General features: G+C 60.9%; 14 protein-coding genes. 5 read left to right on the forward strand and 9 right to left on the reverse strand.

From position 1 onward, the window contains the following. Positions 1-463: 463 nt before the first annotated feature. The 4 genes from nirB to cobA are packed head-to-tail and all read left to right on the forward strand — an operon-like array spanning position 464 to position 6,714. Entirely contained in the window at positions 464-2,917 is a 2,454-nt protein-coding gene (nirB, locus tag BLT00_RS16955) for a nitrite reductase large subunit NirB (RefSeq protein WP_092144743.1), read from the forward strand. Continuing rightward, positions 2,914-3,231 carry a nitrite reductase small subunit NirD gene (gene nirD, locus BLT00_RS16960; protein ID WP_014337336.1) on the forward strand — a complete coding sequence of 106 codons (318 nt, stop codon included), beginning with the start codon at positions 2,914-2,916 and terminating at the stop codon, positions 3,229-3,231. Before nirB ends, nirD begins: the two co-directional genes overlap by 4 nt. After that, positions 3,231-5,948 (forward strand): nitrate reductase, encoded by a 2,718-nt coding sequence (locus BLT00_RS16965; RefSeq protein WP_092144745.1) that lies wholly within the window; start codon positions 3,231-3,233, stop codon positions 5,946-5,948. The genes nirD and BLT00_RS16965 overlap by 1 nt, the downstream gene beginning before the upstream one ends. 10 nt (positions 5,949-5,958) lie before the next feature. Beyond that, positions 5,959-6,714, forward strand: a complete 756-nt coding sequence (gene cobA / locus BLT00_RS16970) for a uroporphyrinogen-III C-methyltransferase (protein WP_063322263.1) — start codon at positions 5,959-5,961, stop codon at positions 6,712-6,714. Positions 6,715-6,911: 197 nt separating this feature from the next. Here cobA and BLT00_RS16975 read toward each other — a convergent pair whose 3' ends face one another. The 8 genes from BLT00_RS16975 to ppsA all read right to left on the reverse strand — a co-directional run bounded on the left by BLT00_RS16975 (position 6,912) and on the right by ppsA (position 15,129). After that, the gene (locus BLT00_RS16975) at positions 6,912-7,946 is read right to left on the reverse strand and encodes an OmpA family protein (protein WP_092144747.1); all 1,035 of its coding nucleotides are present in this window, start codon (positions 7,944-7,946) and stop codon (positions 6,912-6,914) included. Between the two features lie 108 nt (positions 7,947-8,054). Beyond that, entirely contained in the window at positions 8,055-8,645 is a 591-nt protein-coding gene (gene sigX, locus BLT00_RS16980) for an RNA polymerase sigma factor SigX (protein WP_003183614.1), read from the reverse strand. 91 nt (positions 8,646-8,736) lie between these two features. Further along, a complete protein-coding gene (locus BLT00_RS16985) occupies positions 8,737-9,561 on the reverse strand; it encodes a mechanosensitive ion channel family protein (RefSeq protein WP_003199523.1) in 825 nt (274 codons plus the stop codon). A 2-nt stretch (positions 9,562-9,563) separates the two neighbouring features. After that, a complete protein-coding gene (locus tag BLT00_RS16990) occupies positions 9,564-9,809 on the reverse strand; it encodes a hypothetical protein (protein WP_003199521.1) in 246 nt (81 codons plus the stop codon). 63 nt (positions 9,810-9,872) lie between these two features. Beyond that, positions 9,873-10,868, reverse strand: a complete 996-nt coding sequence (locus BLT00_RS16995; RefSeq protein WP_092144750.1) for a zinc transporter ZntB — start codon at positions 10,866-10,868, stop codon at positions 9,873-9,875. Positions 10,869-10,893: 25 nt separating this feature from the next. Then, on the reverse strand, positions 10,894-11,385 hold the full coding sequence (gene rraA, locus BLT00_RS17000) for a ribonuclease E activity regulator RraA (RefSeq protein WP_003199517.1): 492 nt from the start codon (positions 11,383-11,385) through the stop codon (positions 10,894-10,896). Between the two features lie 126 nt (positions 11,386-11,511). Beyond that, a complete protein-coding gene (locus BLT00_RS17005; protein ID WP_092144752.1) occupies positions 11,512-12,501 on the reverse strand; it encodes an alpha/beta fold hydrolase in 990 nt (329 codons plus the stop codon). A 252-nt stretch (positions 12,502-12,753) separates the two neighbouring features. Next, the gene (gene ppsA, locus BLT00_RS17010) at positions 12,754-15,129 is read right to left on the reverse strand and encodes a phosphoenolpyruvate synthase (RefSeq protein WP_092144754.1); all 2,376 of its coding nucleotides are present in this window, start codon (positions 15,127-15,129) and stop codon (positions 12,754-12,756) included. A gap of 184 nt (positions 15,130-15,313) precedes the next feature. On the opposite strand from ppsA, the gene BLT00_RS17020 reads away from it, so the two are divergent. Further along, a complete protein-coding gene (locus BLT00_RS17020) occupies positions 15,314-16,132 on the forward strand; it encodes a posphoenolpyruvate synthetase regulatory kinase/phosphorylase PpsR (RefSeq protein ID WP_014337326.1) in 819 nt (272 codons plus the stop codon). 132 nt (positions 16,133-16,264) lie between these two features. On the opposite strand, the gene BLT00_RS17025 is transcribed toward BLT00_RS17020, so the two are convergent. Beyond that, positions 16,265-17,110, reverse strand: coding sequence for a type 1 glutamine amidotransferase domain-containing protein (locus tag BLT00_RS17025; protein ID WP_092144756.1), 846 nt, complete (start codon positions 17,108-17,110; stop codon positions 16,265-16,267). Positions 17,111-17,157 lie beyond the last annotated feature (47 nt).

The following is a 17,157-nucleotide window of genomic DNA, read 5'->3' on the forward strand; positions in this document are numbered from 1 at the left end:
CCCCGTGGCGAGGGAGCTTGCTCCCGCTGGGGCGCGCAGCGGCCCTAGAACCCGGCGACACGGTGGATCAGGTTGATTGAGCGAGCTTGAGAGGGGGGCTGCTGCGCAGCCCAGCGGGAGCAAGCTCCCTCGCCACATAAAATGCCTCGTCGCTCGACAACGCTCCATTACCGGGCAACACGCTTTGATTCGGTGCAATAAATCCCTCCCCAATCCGCTCAACCAACCCGCAGCTCAATAAACCCGCACCTTCAAGCCACTTGGCACAACCACTGCATAACCTCTCTCACCATACATAAAGCAACGCCTCCAACGATGAAGGCGGTGCTTCCCGAGAGAACGGGACCAGGACAAAGGCGTCCTCGCTAGCTTGCTAGCGGGACGCCTTTTTTTGTTTTCGTAAAAATTGCCGAGCCAGTCCGATCACCGTGATAAAGCGGACCTGAGCTTGCGGAGAACCCTGATGAAAAAACTCAAACTGGTAATGATCGGCAACGGCATGGCCGGGGTTCGAACCCTCGAGGAACTGCTCAAGCTGAGCAACGAGCTGTACGACATCACAGTGTTCGGCGCCGAGCCACACACCAACTACAACCGCATCCTGCTCTCGCCGGTGCTGGCCGGTGAGCAGACGTTCGAGGAGATCGTGCTCAACGACCTGAGCTGGTACCTGGACAACAACATCAAGCTGCTGCTCAACCGCAAGGTGGTGGAGATCGACCGGGTCAAGCGCCGGGTTATCGCCGAAGACGGCAGCGAAGCCGAATACGATCGCCTGCTGATCGCCACCGGCTCCACGCCCTTCATCCTGCCGATTCCCGGCAACACCCTGGAAGGCGTGATCGGCTACCGCGACATCGCCGACACCCAGGCGATGATCGACACCGCCAAGACTCACAAGCACGCCGTGGTCATCGGCGGCGGCCTGCTCGGCCTGGAAGCCGCCAACGGCTTGAAGCTGCGGGGCATGGACGTGACCGTGGTGCACCTGGGCGAATGGCTGCTGGAACGGCAACTGGACAAGACCAGCGGCCAACTGCTGCAGACCGCCCTGGAAAACCGGGGCTTGAAATTCCGCCTCAGCGAGCAGACCCAGGCCCTGCACGACGCCGGCAATGGCCGGGTCGGCTCGGTGCAGTTCAAGAACGGCGACATCATCCCCGCCGACCTGGTGGTGATGGCCGCCGGCATCCGGCCCAATACCGAATTGGCGGAAAAATCCGGCATCCCCTGCAACCGCGGGATCCTGGTCAACGACACGATGCAAACCTACGACCCGCGCATCTACGCCATCGGTGAATGCGCCAGCCACCGTGGCACCGCTTACGGCCTGGTGGCGCCGTTGTTCGAACAGGCCAAGGTCTGCGCCAACCACCTCGCACAACTGGGCTTCGCCACCTACAAGGGCTCAGTGACCTCGACCAAACTCAAGGTCACCGGTATCGACCTGTTCTCCGCCGGGGACTTCATGGGCGGCGAAGGCACCGAGACCATCACCCTCTCCGACCCGATCGGTGGCGTCTACAAAAAGCTGGTGATCAAGGATGACGTGCTGGTCGGCGCCTGCCTGTACGGCGATACCGCAGATGGCGGCTGGTACTTCCGCCAGATCCGGGAAAACCACGGCATCAGCGAGATCCGCGATCACCTGATGTTTGGCGAGAACGCCTTGGGCGACGTCGGTCACCAAGGCCAGGACAAAGCCATGAGCATGGCCGACAGCGCCGAAGTCTGCGGTTGCAATGGCGTGTGCAAGGGCACCATCGTCAAGGCGATCCAGGAACACGGGCTGTTCAGCGTCGATGACGTGAAGAAACACACCAAGGCCGCCAGCTCCTGCGGCTCCTGCGCCGGCCTGGTGGAACAGATCCTGATCAACACCGTGGGTGGCGCGGCAGACGTCAAGCCGAAGAGCGAAAAAGCCATCTGTGGTTGCAGCGACCTCAACCACGGCCAGATCCGCCAGGCGATCCGCGACCAGCACCTGCTGACCATCGCCGGGGCCATGAGCTACCTGAACTGGCGGACCCCGAACGGCTGCGCCACCTGCCGTCCGGCACTGAACTACTACCTGATCTCCACCTGGCCCGGCGAAGCCCAGGACGACCCACAATCGCGCCTGATCAACGAACGCGCCCACGCCAACATCCAGAAAGACGGCACCTACTCGGTCGTGCCGCGGATGTGGGGCGGCGTGACCAATCCTTCGGAACTGCGGCGCATCGCCGACGTGGCCGACAAATACAACGTGCCCATGGTCAAGGTCACCGGCGGCCAGCGCATCGACCTGCTGGGCATCAAGAAGCAGGACCTGCCCGGCGTGTGGAAAGACCTCGACATGCCGTCCGGCCACGCCTACGGCAAGTCCATCCGCACCGTAAAGACCTGCGTGGGCAGTGAGTTCTGCCGCTTCGGCACGCAAAACTCGACCCAACTGGGCATCGAACTGGAGCACGACCTGTTCAACATGTGGTCGCCCCACAAGGTCAAGCTGGCCGTCTCCGGTTGCCCGCGCAACTGCTCGGAAGCGGGCATCAAGGACGTCGGCATTATCGGCGTCGATTCCGGCTGGGAGATGTACATCGGTGGCAACGGCGGGATCAAGACCGAGGTCGCCGAGTTTTTCGTCAAGCTCAAGACCGCCGAGGAAGTGCGTGAATACAACGGTGCCTTCCTGCAGCTGTACCGCGAAGAAGCCTTCTACCTCGAACGCACCGTGCACTACATGCAGCGGGTCGGCATGGAGCACATCAAGAAAGCCGTGCTTGAGGACCCGGAACGGCGCAAAGCCCTCCATGAACGCCTGAAGTTTTCCCTGTCGCTGGAACAGGACCCTTGGAAACAGCGCCTGGAACAACCCCAGCTGAAGAAAGAGTTCGAGGTCATCCCCGTGAAAAACCTGGAGGTGCCGGCATGAACTGGCTGGATATCTGCGCACTGGAAGAAATCAATATCCTTGGCTCGCGCATCATCAATGGCCCGAAAGGCGATATCGCAATTTTTCGGACCAGCGACGATGAAGTCTTCGCCCTCGATGACCGTTGCCCGCACAAGGGCGGGCCGTTGTCACAAGGCTTGGTCTACGGCAAGCGCGTGGCCTGCCCGCTGCACAACTGGCAGATCGACTTGGAAACCGGCCAGGCCCAGGCTCCGGATGTGGGCTGCGCCCATCATCATTCGGCACGGGTCGAGAACGGTCGGGTGCAGCTGGCATTGCGGGACGCAAGCTGATGAACCGCCAGATCACTGCCTCGACCTGCTGTTATTGCGGGGTCGGTTGCGGCGTCCTGATCGAGCATGACGGCGAGCGCATCCTCGGCGTCAGTGGCGATCCCGCCCATCCGGCCAACTTTGGCAAACTGTGCAGCAAGGGCTCCACCCTGCACCTGACCGGCGACCTCGCCGCTCGCGCCCTCTACCCGGAACTGCGCCTGGGCAAAGGCCTGGCCCGGGCCCGCAGCGACTGGGACAGCGCCCTGGATCACGCCGCCAGCGTCTTCGCCGAGACCATCGCCGAGCACGGCCCGGACAGCGTGGCGTTCTACATCTCCGGGCAACTGCTGACCGAGGACTACTACGCCTTCAACAAGCTCGCCCGGGCATTGGTGGGCACCAATAACATCGACAGCAATTCGCGGCTGTGCATGTCCTCCGCCGTAGTGGGCTACAAGCGCAGCCTCGGCGCCGACGCCCCGCCCTGCAGCTATGAAGACCTGGAGCTGAGCGACTGCGTGATGATCGTCGGCAGTAACATGGCCTACGCCCACCCGATCCTGTTTCGCCGCCTTGAAGAGGCCAAATCCCGCCGGCCACAGATGAAAATCATCGTCATCGACCCCCGGCGCACCGACACCTGCGACCTGGCAGACCTGCACCTGGCGATCCTGCCGGGCACCGACGTCGCCTTGTTCCATGGGATTCTGCACTTGCTGCTGTGGGAAGACTGGATTGACCGCGACTTCATCAAGGCCCACACCGAAGGCCTGGCGGACCTGAAAAACCTGGTGCGCGACTACACCCCGGCGATGGTCGCCCAGTTATGCGGCATCAGCGTCGAACAACTGCATCAGTGCGCCGAATGGGTCGGCACGTCGCCAAGCTTTCTGTCGTTATGGTGCATGGGTTTGAACCAGTCCACCGCCGGCAGCGCCAAGAACAGCGCCCTGATCAACCTGCACCTGGCCACCGGGCAAATCGGTCGGCCGGGTGCGGGACCGTTCTCGCTGACCGGCCAACCCAATGCCATGGGCGGACGGGAAACCGGCAGCCTGTCGAACCTGCTGCCGGGCCATCGCGAAGCCGCCAACCCGGCGCATCGCGCCGACGTCGCCCGTTACTGGGGCGTCGAGCAATTGCCCGCCACCACGGGCTTGAGCGCCATCGAATTGTTCGAGCAGGTTCGCAGCGGCAAGATCAAGGCCTTGTGGATCGCCTGCACCAACCCCGCCCAATCGATGCCGGACCAGACCGCGGTACGTGAAGCCCTGCAAGCCTGCCCGTTCGTGGTCCTGCAGGAGGCGTTCCGGACCACCGAAACCGCCGCATTCGCCGACCTGCTGCTGCCGGCGGCCAGCTGGGGCGAGAAAGAAGGTTCGGTGACCAACTCCGAACGGCGCATTTCCCACGTCCGCCGGGCAATCGGCGCGCCGGGTGAAGCACGGCCGGATTGGGCAATCACGGTGGATTTCGCGCAGCGCCTGGAGAAACGCCTGCGGCCCGGCCAGCCCAGCCTGTTCGCCTTTGAAACCCCGGCCCAATTGTTCGATGAATACAAGCAATTGACCCGGGGTCGCGACCTGGACTTGTCCGGCATCAGCCATGCGTTGATCGATCAACTCGGTCCGCAGCAATGGCCCTTCCCGGAAGGGGCGACCGTCGGAACGGCGCGCCTGTACGTGGACGGGATTTTTCCCACCGACAGCGGCCGCGCCCGGTTCGTGGCCGACCCGTATCGCGCCGCCAAGGAACTGCGTGACGCCCGCTACCCGCTAACCCTCAACACCGGTCGGCTACGCGACCAATGGCACGGCATGAGCCGCACCGGCACCGCCGCCCAGTTGTTTGGTCATGTGAACGAAGCGGTACTCAGCCTGCATCCCGACGAACTGCAGCGCCATCGCCTGCAAGCGGGCGACCTGGTCAGCCTCAAGAGTCGTCGCGGCAGCGTGATCGTGGCCGTGGACAGCGACGACAGCGTGCGTCCCGGCCAGGCGTTCCTACCCATGCACTGGGGCGACCGGTTCCTCAAGGGCGGGGTCAATACCCTGACGCAACCCGCCTTCGATCCCTTGTCGAAACAACCGGAACTCAAGCACAGCGGTGTGCGCCTGGAAGCGGTGAACCTGCCTTGGCAGCTTTTCGCCTTGATCGAAGGCGATGTTCAACAGCATCTGGAGGCCCTGCGCCCCCTGTGCGAGGCGTTTTCCTACGTCAGCCTGAGCCTGACTGGCCGTGAGCGTCCCGCATTGCTGATTCGCGCCGCCAGCGCCGTTGCCCCTGAACCGCAACTGCTCCAGGCCATCGACGAACAATTGGGTCTGATTGATGGGCCGGTGCTGGCCTATGACGATCCGCGTCGCTCCATCGGTAAGCGGGTGCGCATAGAAAACGGCCGCATCACCGCTATTCGCCTGGCCGGCGAAACCCTGGCCCGACACTGGTTGCAGAACCTGTGGCTGGAAGGTCGTGCCGATGAACAACTGCGGCGCTGGCTGCTGGCGCCTTTGAGCGCGCCGCCGGGCAATGTCGGCGCAGCAACGGGTGGCAGCAAAACGCTGTGCAACTGCATGAACGTCAGCCAGCGTGCGATCTGCGCAGGTATTGAACGTGGCCTGGACTTGCAGGGGCTCAAACAGGAGCTGGGCTGTGGCACGCAATGCGGCTCCTGCGTACCGGAAATCAAGCGCCTGCTGGTTGCCACTGCGCAACCGCTGGCGGCTATCTCGTGAGGAAAACACTATGAACGCAAAAGTCTGGCTGGTGGGTGCAGGTCCTGGTGACCCTGAATTACTGACCCTCAAAGCCGTGCGCGCCCTGCGCGAGGCCGACGTGGTGTTGATCGACGATCTGGTCAACGCAGCGGTGCTGGAACATTGCCCCGATGCACGCATCATTGCCGTGGGCAAGCGCGGCGGGTGCCGCTCCACACCCCAGGCCTTCATTCATCGATTGATGCTGCGTTATGCCCGCCAGGGCAAATGCGTGGTGCGCCTCAAGGGCGGCGACCCCTGCATCTTCGGCCGCGGTGGTGAAGAGGCGCAGTGGCTGCGCGAGCAGGGTGTCGAAGTGGAGATGGTCAATGGCATCACCGCCGGCCTCGCGGGGGCGACCCAATGCGATATTCCACTGACCCTGCGCGGGGTTGCCCGGGGCGTGACGCTGGTGACGGCCCACACCCAGGACGGCAGTAGCCTGAACTGGCAAGCCTTGGCGCAAAGCGGCACGACGCTGGTGGTGTACATGGGTGTGGCGAAACTGAGCGAGATCCGCGAACAGTTGCTGGCCGGTGGCTTGGCGGCGAACACGCCTGTCGCCATGATCGAAAATGCGTCCCTGCCCCATCAACGTGACTGCCGCAGCGACTTGGCCTCGATGGAAGCCGATGCGAACGCCTTTCAACTCAAGAGCCCGGCGATCCTGGTGATTGGCGCGGTGGCAGCGGCCGCTGAACTCGCCGGATCGCAGCCTGCGTGGGTCCAGGCGTCGGCGCTATAACAAACCACACCGAACCTGTGGGAGCGAGCCTGTTCGCGATAGCGGTGGGTCCGCATCATTGATGTTGACTGATACGCCGCCATCGCGAGCAAGCCCGCTCCCACAGGTATTGTTCTGTCTGGCACAAGCTGCGTCCCACAAATCGCAGACAAAGAAAAGCCCGGCCTAAGCCGGGCTTTTCTATAGCGCCAGGCTAATTACTTAGCTTGGGCTTCAACCTGCGCTTCTACGCGACGGTTAACTGCACGACCAGCTTCAGTGGCGTTGTCGGCAACTGGGCGGGATTCGCCGTAGCCAACAGACTGAACGCGGGACGATTCAACACCGTACTGGTTGGTCAGAACGTTCTTGACGGCGTTTGCACGACGCTCAGACAGTTTCTGGTTGTAAGCGTCAGGACCGACGGAGTCAGTGTGACCTTCAACAGTGGTGCTGGTGGATGGGTACTGCTTCATGAAGTCAGCCAGGTTCTTGATGTCGCCGTAGCTGTTAGGCTTGACAACCGACTTGTCGAAGTCGAACTTCACGTCCAGCTCAACACGTACGACTTCAGCAACAGCTGGGCAGCCATCAGCGTCAACGGTTACGTTGGCTGGGGTGTCAGGGCACTTGTCGACGTTGTCGCACACGCCATCGTTGTCGCTGTCGGAGCAGACTTCAGCCGGAGCTGGAACTGGAGCAGCAGCAGGCTTGGAGCCGCCACCGAAGTTCACACCGATACCGACGCTTGGAGCCCACTCGGTGTCGCCCTGGTCGATGTTGTACTGAGCTTCAACGCCGGCACGGGCGTAGAAGTTCTCGGTGAAGTACAGCTTGGCGCCGCCGCCAACGTTGGCGAAGGTGGAACGGTTACGACCGTTGCTGCCATTCTGGTCGATGCTCTGGTCGGAGAAACCGGCAGAGACGTAAGGACGCAGCATGTCGCCTGGGTTGTTGAAGTGGTACAGAGCGTCCAGAGCGGTGTTGGCGCCTTTGACGTTGGTGCCGTCGTCAGTACGGGCGTTGTGCACTTCGTCGTAGGCCAGACGCAGTTCAACGTCGTCGGTCAGGAAGTAACCAACCGAACCGCCGAACAGGTTGCCGTTGTTCTTGAAGTTACGAGCGCTGTCGAATTGTTCTTTCTTGGCGAAGCCTTCGATTTCAACTGCGCCTTGGCCTTGTGCCAGAGCGCCGAACGAAGTGGCAGCAATCAAAGAACCAATGGCAAAGCCCAAGGTGTTTTTCAGTTTCATCCGTTAAATCCCCATCTGGTGATTGTGAAGCAGTCCCGCAAACCGGGGGACAACTCGGCGGCAAGTCTATCAGAACTTGCCTACACGTAAGAGATATTTGCGCCGAACTTAAGTTTCAGCAATGCCCGCAAATTTCTCACGCAATTTGTCGAGCGCGCGCTTGTAACGCATTTTTGTCGCGCTCAAACCCATATGCATTATGTCTGCGATCTCCTGGAATTCCAGCTCTGCGACAAATCGTAGCACCAGAATTTCCCGATCGATCGGGTTCACATAGACCAGCCAGCGATCGAGTCCCCCCTTCTCCTCGGGCTTGGGCGCCTTATCTTCCGACGCTTCCTCCAGAGGATCCAGGCTCAAAGCGTCCATCAAGCGACGCTTTCGCCGTTCCTTGCGATACTGCGTGATGCATTCGTTGTAGGTGATGCTGTAGAGCCAGGTCTTGAACTTCGATTTCCCCTCGAAGTTCTTCAGGCCATACAGCACCTTCAACATCACCTCCTGACAGACATCATCAGCATCGCGATCGTTCCCAAGATATCGTGCACAAACGTTAAATAATGTTCTCTGGTAACGGCGCATCAATTCTTCATAGGCGCGCGTTACGTGAAACAGCTCGGTATGCGCGCGCGCGACCAACTCCTCATCGGAGAGATCACGGGGGTCGTAGCGCGTAGATAGCGATTGGGGTTTGTTCAAAACAAGTCGGGCCGACAGTCTAGGTCAATGTGCGCCGCAGCCTGCGATAGCAGGCATTTTGCGGCGGCATACATTAGCAGGATTTGCCGGGTTAGCGGCTACTCACATGCTGTTCCAGCAGGATCCGATTGGAAAGCGACACCAGCTCGCCCTCCTCGGTCAGCAATGTGGTCTTCACCGTGCCAATCTCTTCGATCTGGCCTTCGACCTCGCCTACACGCACTTGTTGCCCAACCTCATACAATTCACGCACATAGATTCCCGCCAGTATCTGACCGGCGATTTCACGACTCCCCAATCCCATTGCCAGCGCAACCGCCAGACCAACGGTAATCAAAACGATCACGATCACGTGGTTGAGCAGGTCTGTCTTGACCTCCAACTGGCTGATCGCCACCGAAATACTGATGATGATCACCAGGCCCTGGGCAATTCGCCCTACGCCAGCGGCGTAGTCCAGCCCCACGCCCTCGGCCGCGCCGCGCACCAGCCCATTGGCCAGTTGCGCCAGCAGAACGCCGACCAGCAATACCAGCGCAGCACCAAAAACCTTCGGCAAATACAATGCGAGCATATCGAGCGTCGCCGAAACTCGCTCAAGGCCAAGGGATTCTGCTGCGGAAACCAGGAAAATCAGCAATACAAACCAGTACACGATCTTGCCGACCAGGGTCGAGATCGGTACCTGGATGCCGCCACGGGACAGCAACTTGGTCAGGCCGGTGCCGCCCATCAGGCGATCGAGGCCCAGCTTGGCGAGCAACTTGGACAGCAGCGTGTCCAGCAGCTTGGCCACGACAAAGCCCAACAGCAGCACCACCAGGGCGCCGAAGAGATTCGGGATGAAGTTAGCTACTTTGGTCCACAACGCAGTCATCGCCGTGACGAGGCTCTGGGTCCAGAGATCAAGTTCCATATTCAATCAGCCTTATCAGCGGTGCGAGTAACAGGTTTACGGCGGGAAACCGGCGAGAGATGGGCCGATCCGTTATTCAGGGCAATCATCAGCGCGGGCAACCAGCGGCCCAGCAGGCTGAACAGATCGCCGGCGCCGACCTGGCGGTTGGCGGTTTTCAGTACACGTCCCAGGCATGCATCGTCGTCCCGGCTGGACGGCGAAGCCTTGAGCATGTCGCGCAAAGACTGTTCAAACGGATCGTGCATACGCACCTCTCGTGATGTCTGTGGAAGACGCGATCAAATTTCGTCGGGTCACATGAAACCCCATCACACCCAGCGCAAACGACGGAACAACCACCACTGCCCCAGCGCCACGCAGATCATCAGCAAGCACGCGACCATGAAACCGTAGGGGCTTTCGGAAAACGGAATGCCGCCGACGTTGATACCCAGAAGGCCGGTGAGAAAACTCATCGGCAGGAAAATCCCGGTGATGATGCCGAAGCGGTACATGGTGCGATTCATGCGCACCGAAAGGCGCCGGTCTTCGGCCTCCAGCACAAGCCCCACGCGCTCTCGAGTCAATTCCAGCTCCTCGAGGTAACGGGTCAGGCTGTTGTTCAATTCGTTCCAGTAGTCGCCGTCATCGTCGCAAAACCATGGCAGTTTGAGCCGCGTCATCTGGCCGAAGATGTCCCGCTGTGGCGCCAGGAATCGCTTGAGCCCGGCAGCCCGTCGACGGATGTGCAAAATGGCGTCGTGCTCGGGAGTATACCGTTCGTCGGTATCGAGTTTTTCTTCCTCGCCATCGACGATTTCGGAGAGGCAGGTGACCAGGTCCTGCACCTTATTGGTGAGGTATTGCGCCATGTAGAGGATGAGTTCGGACGCCGTCTTCGGGCCCTTGCCCTCGGCCAGTTGCGCCAGTAGCTCATCGGTGGCGCGCAACGGACGCAGGCGCAGGGAGATCACCCGCTGGGCGGACGCAAAGATCCGTACCGACACCATATCTTCAGGTTCGGCGCCCGGGTTGAGATTGATCCCCCGCAGGAACAGCAGCAGCTCGGCATTGGGCAACGGCAACAGCCGCGGCCGGGTGTTTTCTTCGAGCAGCAGGTCGCAGTTGAACTCGCTCAGGCCACTGGATTTGCGCAACCAGGTGTGGGTTTGCGGATGACTGCGATCCCAGTGCAGCCACAGGCTTTCATGGGCCTGCAACTGCAAATCGTCGAGTTCGGTCCGGGCTATGGAACGCGCGCCGCCTTTACCGTCCAGCACCAGGGCATGCACCAGCCCCCACTGCGCGTTTTCTTCCTCGAACATCCTCATCCCTTATGGCTGTACTGCTTCATTCAGGCATTTTCAGCGGGCTTGGCGAGACGATCACGCCGTTATTGTCCGCATAGACATACTCGCCCGGACGAAACGTCACGCCGGCAAAGGTCACCGGCACATTGAGTTCGCCAACGCCGCGCCGGTCGGTCTTCATCGGGTGACTGGCCAGGGCCTGGACCCCGAGGTCCGTCTGGGCAATGATGTCGACGTCGCGGATGCAACCGTAGACCACCAGCCCTTCCCAGCCGTTTTTCGCGGCTTTTTCCGCCAGCATGTCTCCCAGCAGCGCCCGACGCAGGGAACCGCCGCCATCGACCACCAGCACCTTGCCGTTGCCCTTGAGTTCAACCTGCTCCTTGACCCGCGAGTTGTCCTCGAAGCACTTGATGGTCACGATTTCGCCGCCGAAGGAATCGCGGCCGCCGAAATTGCTGAACATCGGCTCCAACACCTGCACCAGTTCCGGGTAGGCGTCGCACAGGTCGGGCGTGAGGTAATGGTTCATCGAACAACTCCTGAAAGGCTGGAACGTCGGACTGAATGAGCAACCGTTTGTGACTGGAACCGCTTGAAGCGTCATATCTTAGCCGCAAGCCGACCAGAGCGAAATGCCCTTGTCAGAGCCTTCGCCTCAAACCGCCTCGGCCAACTGGGGCTGTTCCGCCAGCAAAGGGGCCTGCTGATCCTTGAGCCAACGCACCACCAGCGGCCAGACTTCAAGATGCGCGGCCTTGCTCACCAGCATCTCGACGTGGCCAAAGTCTTCGGTGAACCCCTGTCCCCGGCCCAGGCAGACAAACTGCTTGTGCTCGGAACCGATCTGATCGAAGAGTTTGCGGCACGCCCAGGTCGGGTCCTGGTGATCGCCTGCGGCACTCACGGCCAACACCGGTAACTGGACATCGGCCAACCCGGCCCACCAGTTCTTCTCGGCATCGCCGAAACGTCCGAACAGGCCGTACCAGCGCATGCTTTCCAGGGCCAGGCCGATGGGCTCGTCCTCGGGGCCGCGCTTGAGCCTTGAACCGGACAATTGGGCAAAACGCTTGAGAATGAAGCGACCGCTCCACTCCACTGGCGGAATCTTCAGCGGCCAGTAGGTACGGCTGACCTGGGTACCAAAAAACGCCGCCGAAGCCACCGCCGGCTTGCCCAGGTAATGGCCGCCCAAGGCGGCCGCCAGGGTGATGCCCCCCAGGGAATGACCGATCCAGTGAGGCACTTGCCCGCTCTGCTCACGCACGAAGGCGCCAATGGCCGGCAAGTCGTAGCGGGCGTAGTCGGCCACGCGATTGTTGCGATAACCCTGGTTGCGCTGGGACAACCCATGGCCGCGCATCTCGGGGATCCAGACATCGAACCCCAGGCGTGTCAGGTACGCGCCCAGGCCCAGGCCCTTGGGGGAATACCAGAAGCGCCGATTGGAAAAACTGCCGTGCAACAGGATCACCGGGACCCCGCGGGTTTCGCCGGCGTCGGCCATGCCCAGCCGGGTGACGGCCAGTTCGACGCTGGCGTCCGGGCTGTTGCCGGGTTTCAAGCGATAGACGTCTTCGCTCAGATCACCGCGCCGCTCGGCGCTGATCAGGGCGACAGGAAAGAGGTTGCTGCTGCTTTGCATAATGCTCTTGCACAAAAAAGGGCGGCATCTGTCAGGAGCCCGCCCTACTTCAATCAAAAAGGGGTCGTGTAACTGTAACGCTGCTCATTGAAGAGGATAAGTAAAACCGTGGCGAGGGAGCTTGCTCCCGCTTGAGTGCGAAGCGCTCACAAGAAAGGGACTGCTACGCAGTCCAGCGGGAGCAAGCTCCCTCGCCACAATGAACTTCACCAGCCTTTAAACAGTATTACCGTTGACCGCCCCTTCACTCGATCAGACCGCCGCCTGACCCTCAGCCAGGAAGAACCAGGTTTCCAACACGGAGTCCGGGTTCAACGAAACGCTTTCGATGCCCTGCTCCATCAGCCACTTGGCCAGGTCCGGGTGGTCCGAAGGGCCCTGGCCGCAGATGCCGATGTACTTGCCGGCCTTGTTGCAGGCGGCAATGGCGTTGGCCAGCAGCTTCTTGACCGCCGGATTACGTTCGTCGAACAGGTGCGCGATGATCCCGGAATCGCGGTCCAGGCCCAGGGTGAGCTGGGTCAGGTCGTTGGAACCGATGGAGAACCCGTCGAAGAACTCAAGGAATTCTTCCGCCAGGATCGCGTTGGATGGCAGCTCGCACATCATGATCACGCGCAGACCGTTGTCGCCCCGGGCCAGGCCGTTTTCGGCCAGCAGATCGACGACCTGGCTCGCTTCGCCCAGGGTCCGGACGAACGGCACCATGATCTCGACGTTGGTCAGGCCCATTTCGTTGCGCACACGCTTGAGGGCGCGGCATTCGAGCTCGAAGCAGTCGCGGAACGATTCGCTGATGTAGCGCGAAGCACCACGGAAGCCCAGCATCGGGTTCTCTTCTTCCGGCTCGTAGAGCTTTCCGCCGATCAGGTTGGCGTATTCGTTGGACTTGAAGTCCGACAGGCGCACGATGACCTTTTTCGGCCAGAACGCCGCCGCCAGGGTGCTGATGCCTTCCACCAGCTTCTCGACGTAGAAACCGACCGGATCGTTGTAACCGGCAATGCGCTTGTCGACGCTGTCCTTGATGTCCTGCGGCAGGCCGTCGTAGTTCAGCAGTGCCTTGGGGTGCACGCCGATCATGCGGTTGATGATGAACTCCAGGCGGGCCAGGCCCACGCCAGCGTTCGGCAGTTGCGCGAAGTCAAAGGCGCGATCCGGGTTGCCGACGTTCATCATGATCTTGAACGGCAGGTCCGGCATGGCGTCCACGGAGTTCTTCTTGATGTCGAAGCCCAGTTCGCCCTCGAAGATGTAGCCGGTATCGCCTTCGGCGCAGGAAACGGTCACGCCCTGGCCGTCTTTCAACAACTGGGTGGCGTTGCCGCAACCCACCACGGCCGGGATACCCAGTTCACGGGCGATGATCGCCGCGTGGCAGGTGCGCCCGCCACGGTTGGTGACGATGGCGCTGGCGCGCTTCATCACCGGTTCCCAGTCCGGGTCGGTCATGTCGGAGACCAGTACGTCGCCGGCCTGGACCTTGTCCATCTCCGAGACGTCGTTGATGATCCGTACCTTGCCGGCGCCGATGCGCTGGCCGATGGCACGGCCTTCCACCAGCACGGTGCCGGTTTCCTTGAGCAGGTAGCGCTCCATGACGTTGGCCTGGGTGCGGCTCTTCACGGTTTCCGGACGGGCCTGCACGATGTACAGCTTGCCGTCGTCACCGTCCTTGGCCCATTCGATGTCCATCGGACACTTGTAGTGCTTCTCGATGATCATCGCCTGCTTGGCCAACTCGCTGACTTCGGCGTCGCTCAGGCAAAAACGCGCGCGCTCGGCCTTGTCCACGTCGACGGTCTTCACCGAACGACCGGCCTTGGCTTCGTCGCCGTAGATCATCTTGATGGCCTTGCTGCCCAGGTTGCGGCGCAGGATGGCCGGACGACCGGCTTGCAGCGTGCCTTTGTGAACGTAGAACTCATCGGGGTTCACCGCGCCCTGCACGACGGTTTCACCCAGGCCGTAGGCGCCGGTGATGAACACCACGTCACGGAAGCCCGACTCGGTGTCGAGGGTGAACATCACGCCGGCGGTGCCGGTTTCGGAGCGGACCATGCGCTGCACGCCGGCGGACAGGGCAACCAGCTTGTGGTCGAAGCCCTGGTGCACGCGGTAGGAAATGGCACGGTCGTTGAAAAGGGAGGCGAAGACTTCCTTGGCGGCACGGATGACGTTTTCCACGCCACGGATGTTCAGGAAGGTTTCCTGCTGGCCGGCGAAGGAGGCATCCGGCAGGTCTTCGGCGGTGGCCGAGGAACGCACGGCGACGGCGATGTCGGGATTGCCTTCGGACAGCTTGGCGAAAGCGGTGCGGATCTCGGCGTTCAGTTTTTCGGGGAACTCGGCTTCCATGATCCATTGGCGGATCTGGGCGCCAGTCTTGGCCAGGGCATTGACGTCATCGACGTCCAGGGCATCGAGCGCATCGTGGATCTGCTTGTTCAGGCCGCTCAGTTCCAGGAAATCACGATAAGCCTGGGCGGTCGTGGCGAAGCCACCTGGTACCGATACACCGGCACCGGCGAGGTTGCTGATCATCTCGCCCAGGGATGCGTTCTTGCCCCCCACATGCTCCACATCATGGACGCCGAGCTTATCGAGGGAAACTACGTACTCTACCAAGGTGATCTCTCCACTAACTGTGTTGGAAAAGCTCAAGGCACCGGTGGCTCCAGGGGAGCGATGACCGGCGATATGGCCTGGACCTGGAAAATAAGTGAGAATGCGGACCACTGGCGGCCAGCAAATCGCGCCTATCATATCCAAGAATCGTCACTAGCTCACTAGCTTAAGGCCCAAGGCGCAAATGAAACGATCTGCTTTCTTTATCTCCGACGGCACCGGCATTACGGCCGAAACGCTAGGCCAAAGCCTGTTGGCACAGTTCGAAAACATTACCTTCGCCAAGTTCATACGGCCGTACATCGACAACGTCGACAAGGCGCGGGCCATGGTACAGCAAATCAATAAAGCCGCCGAAACCGACGGTTTCCGCCCGATTATCTTCGATACCATCGTCAATCAGGACATCCGTGAGATTCTCGCAACGTCCAATGGTTTCATGATCGACATTTTTTCCACGTTCCTGGCGCCCCTGGAACAGGAACTGAGCGAGCATTCCTCCTACTCGGTCGGCAAGTCCCACTCCATTGGCCACAACTCCAACTACATGGAGCGGATCGAGGCGGTCAACTTCGCGCTGGACAACGATGACGGGGCCCGCACGCATTATTACGACAAGGCCGACCTGATCCTAGTGGGGGTGTCGCGCTGTGGTAAGACGCCGACGTGCCTGTACATGGCGATGCAGTTCGGCATCCGTGCCGCCAACTATCCGCTGACCGAAGACGACATGGAGCGCCTGCAACTGCCCAGCGCCCTGCGCGCCCACCAGCACAAGCTGTTCGGCCTGACCATCGACCCGGACCGCCTCACCGCGATCCGCAACGAGCGCAAGCCCAACAGCCGCTATTCGAGCTATGCCCAGTGCGAGTTCGAAGTGCGCGAGGTGGAAAACCTGTTCCGGCGGGAGAATATTCCGCACATCAATTCCACACATTTTTCCGTGGAAGAGATTTCGGCGAAGATCCTGGTGGAGAAAGGGGTGGAGCGGCGGTTCAAATAACCAGACGGCGTGCCGGAAAGCCTGTGGGAGCGAGCTTGCTCGCGATGACGGAGTGTCAGCCAACATTGATCTTGCTGACCCACCGCAATCGCGAGCAAGCTCGCTCCCACAAGGGATAGGAAGCCTTCCGGCCTATGGTTTCAACCGCTTGAGCAACGCCTGCCCCACCTCCAGCGCCGACGCCGGGTTCTGGCCGGTAATCAGTTCCCGATCCTTCACCACATGGGATGTCCATGGCGCGGTATTGCTGCTGTAGCGCCCGCCCGCCTGCTCCAGCGCGGTCTGTGGATAGAATTTCATGGTCCCGCCGCCCAGCAACCCCTTGGCGAGTTCTTCCTCCTGGTTGCTGATCACCGTCATGTTGTACCCCTTGTAGATCCAGTCGGACGGGGGCGAGGCCTGGCCTTTGCTGGCCAACCGACCGACGAAGCCCTTGGCATCAGGCAAGGTCGACAGCAACGCGATCGGGCCGTGGCAGACCAGCGCGGTGGTCTTGCCCTTGTCATGGAAATGCGTCAACACCCGCCCCAGCGGTGCGCTCGTGAGCAAATCCTGCATGGGCGCATGCCCGCCGGGAATGTACAGGGCATCGAACTGTTCCAGACCGATCTGCTCGACACGGGCCAGGCTGATCACCGGTGAGTCCTTGGCCGAAGTGATATTCAGTTGAGCCAGTAACGCCTGGTAACGCTCCAGCTCCGCCGGGTCATTATTGAAGTACATCTTGTCCACCGAGGACCGGTCCAGCGTCGGCGCCTTGCCCTCCGGGGTGGCGAACGTCACTTGGTGACCGGCATCGAGCAACAGCTTCACCGGCTGCAGCAATTCGTTGAGGTAAAACCCGGTGGAGAAGACCTTGCCATTGTTCAGATCCAGATGATCGGAATCCGACAGGACCACCAGCACGTTATCGGCATGGGCCGCGACGCCAATACCCGCCAGAACGACAGACGTTGCCAAGGTCGTGAGCTTTTTCATGATGACTCCAGGATGTTTCGATAAAAGATGCGCTTAATGTATTGATG

This window comes from Pseudomonas sp. NFACC51, from assembly GCF_900103575.1.
Lineage (GTDB): Bacteria > Pseudomonadota > Gammaproteobacteria > Pseudomonadales > Pseudomonadaceae > Aquipseudomonas > Aquipseudomonas fluorescens_Q.

Coding starts and splice junctions, on each gene's coding strand:
- nirB (WP_092144743.1), top strand. CDS start 464: ATGAAAAAACTCAAACTGGTAATGATCGGCAACGGCATGGCCGGGGTT.
- nirD (WP_014337336.1), top strand. CDS start 2,914: ATGAACTGGCTGGATATCTGCGCACTGGAAGAAATCAATATCCTTGGC.
- BLT00_RS16965 (WP_092144745.1), top strand. CDS start 3,231: ATGAACCGCCAGATCACTGCCTCGACCTGCTGTTATTGCGGGGTCGGT.
- cobA (WP_063322263.1), top strand. CDS start 5,959: ATGAACGCAAAAGTCTGGCTGGTGGGTGCAGGTCCTGGTGACCCTGAA.
- BLT00_RS16975 (WP_092144747.1), bottom strand. CDS start 7,946: ATGAAACTGAAAAACACCTTGGGCTTTGCCATTGGTTCTTTGATTGCT.
- BLT00_RS16985 (WP_003199523.1), bottom strand. CDS start 9,561: ATGGAACTTGATCTCTGGACCCAGAGCCTCGTCACGGCGATGACTGCG.
- BLT00_RS16990 (WP_003199521.1), bottom strand. CDS start 9,809: ATGCACGATCCGTTTGAACAGTCTTTGCGCGACATGCTCAAGGCTTCG.
- BLT00_RS16995 (WP_092144750.1), bottom strand. CDS start 10,868: ATGTTCGAGGAAGAAAACGCGCAGTGGGGGCTGGTGCATGCCCTGGTG.
- rraA (WP_003199517.1), bottom strand. CDS start 11,385: ATGAACCATTACCTCACGCCCGACCTGTGCGACGCCTACCCGGAACTG.
- BLT00_RS17005 (WP_092144752.1), bottom strand. CDS start 12,501: ATGCAAAGCAGCAGCAACCTCTTTCCTGTCGCCCTGATCAGCGCCGAG.
- BLT00_RS17020 (WP_014337326.1), top strand. CDS start 15,314: ATGAAACGATCTGCTTTCTTTATCTCCGACGGCACCGGCATTACGGCC.
- BLT00_RS17025 (WP_092144756.1), bottom strand. CDS start 17,110: ATGAAAAAGCTCACGACCTTGGCAACGTCTGTCGTTCTGGCGGGTATT.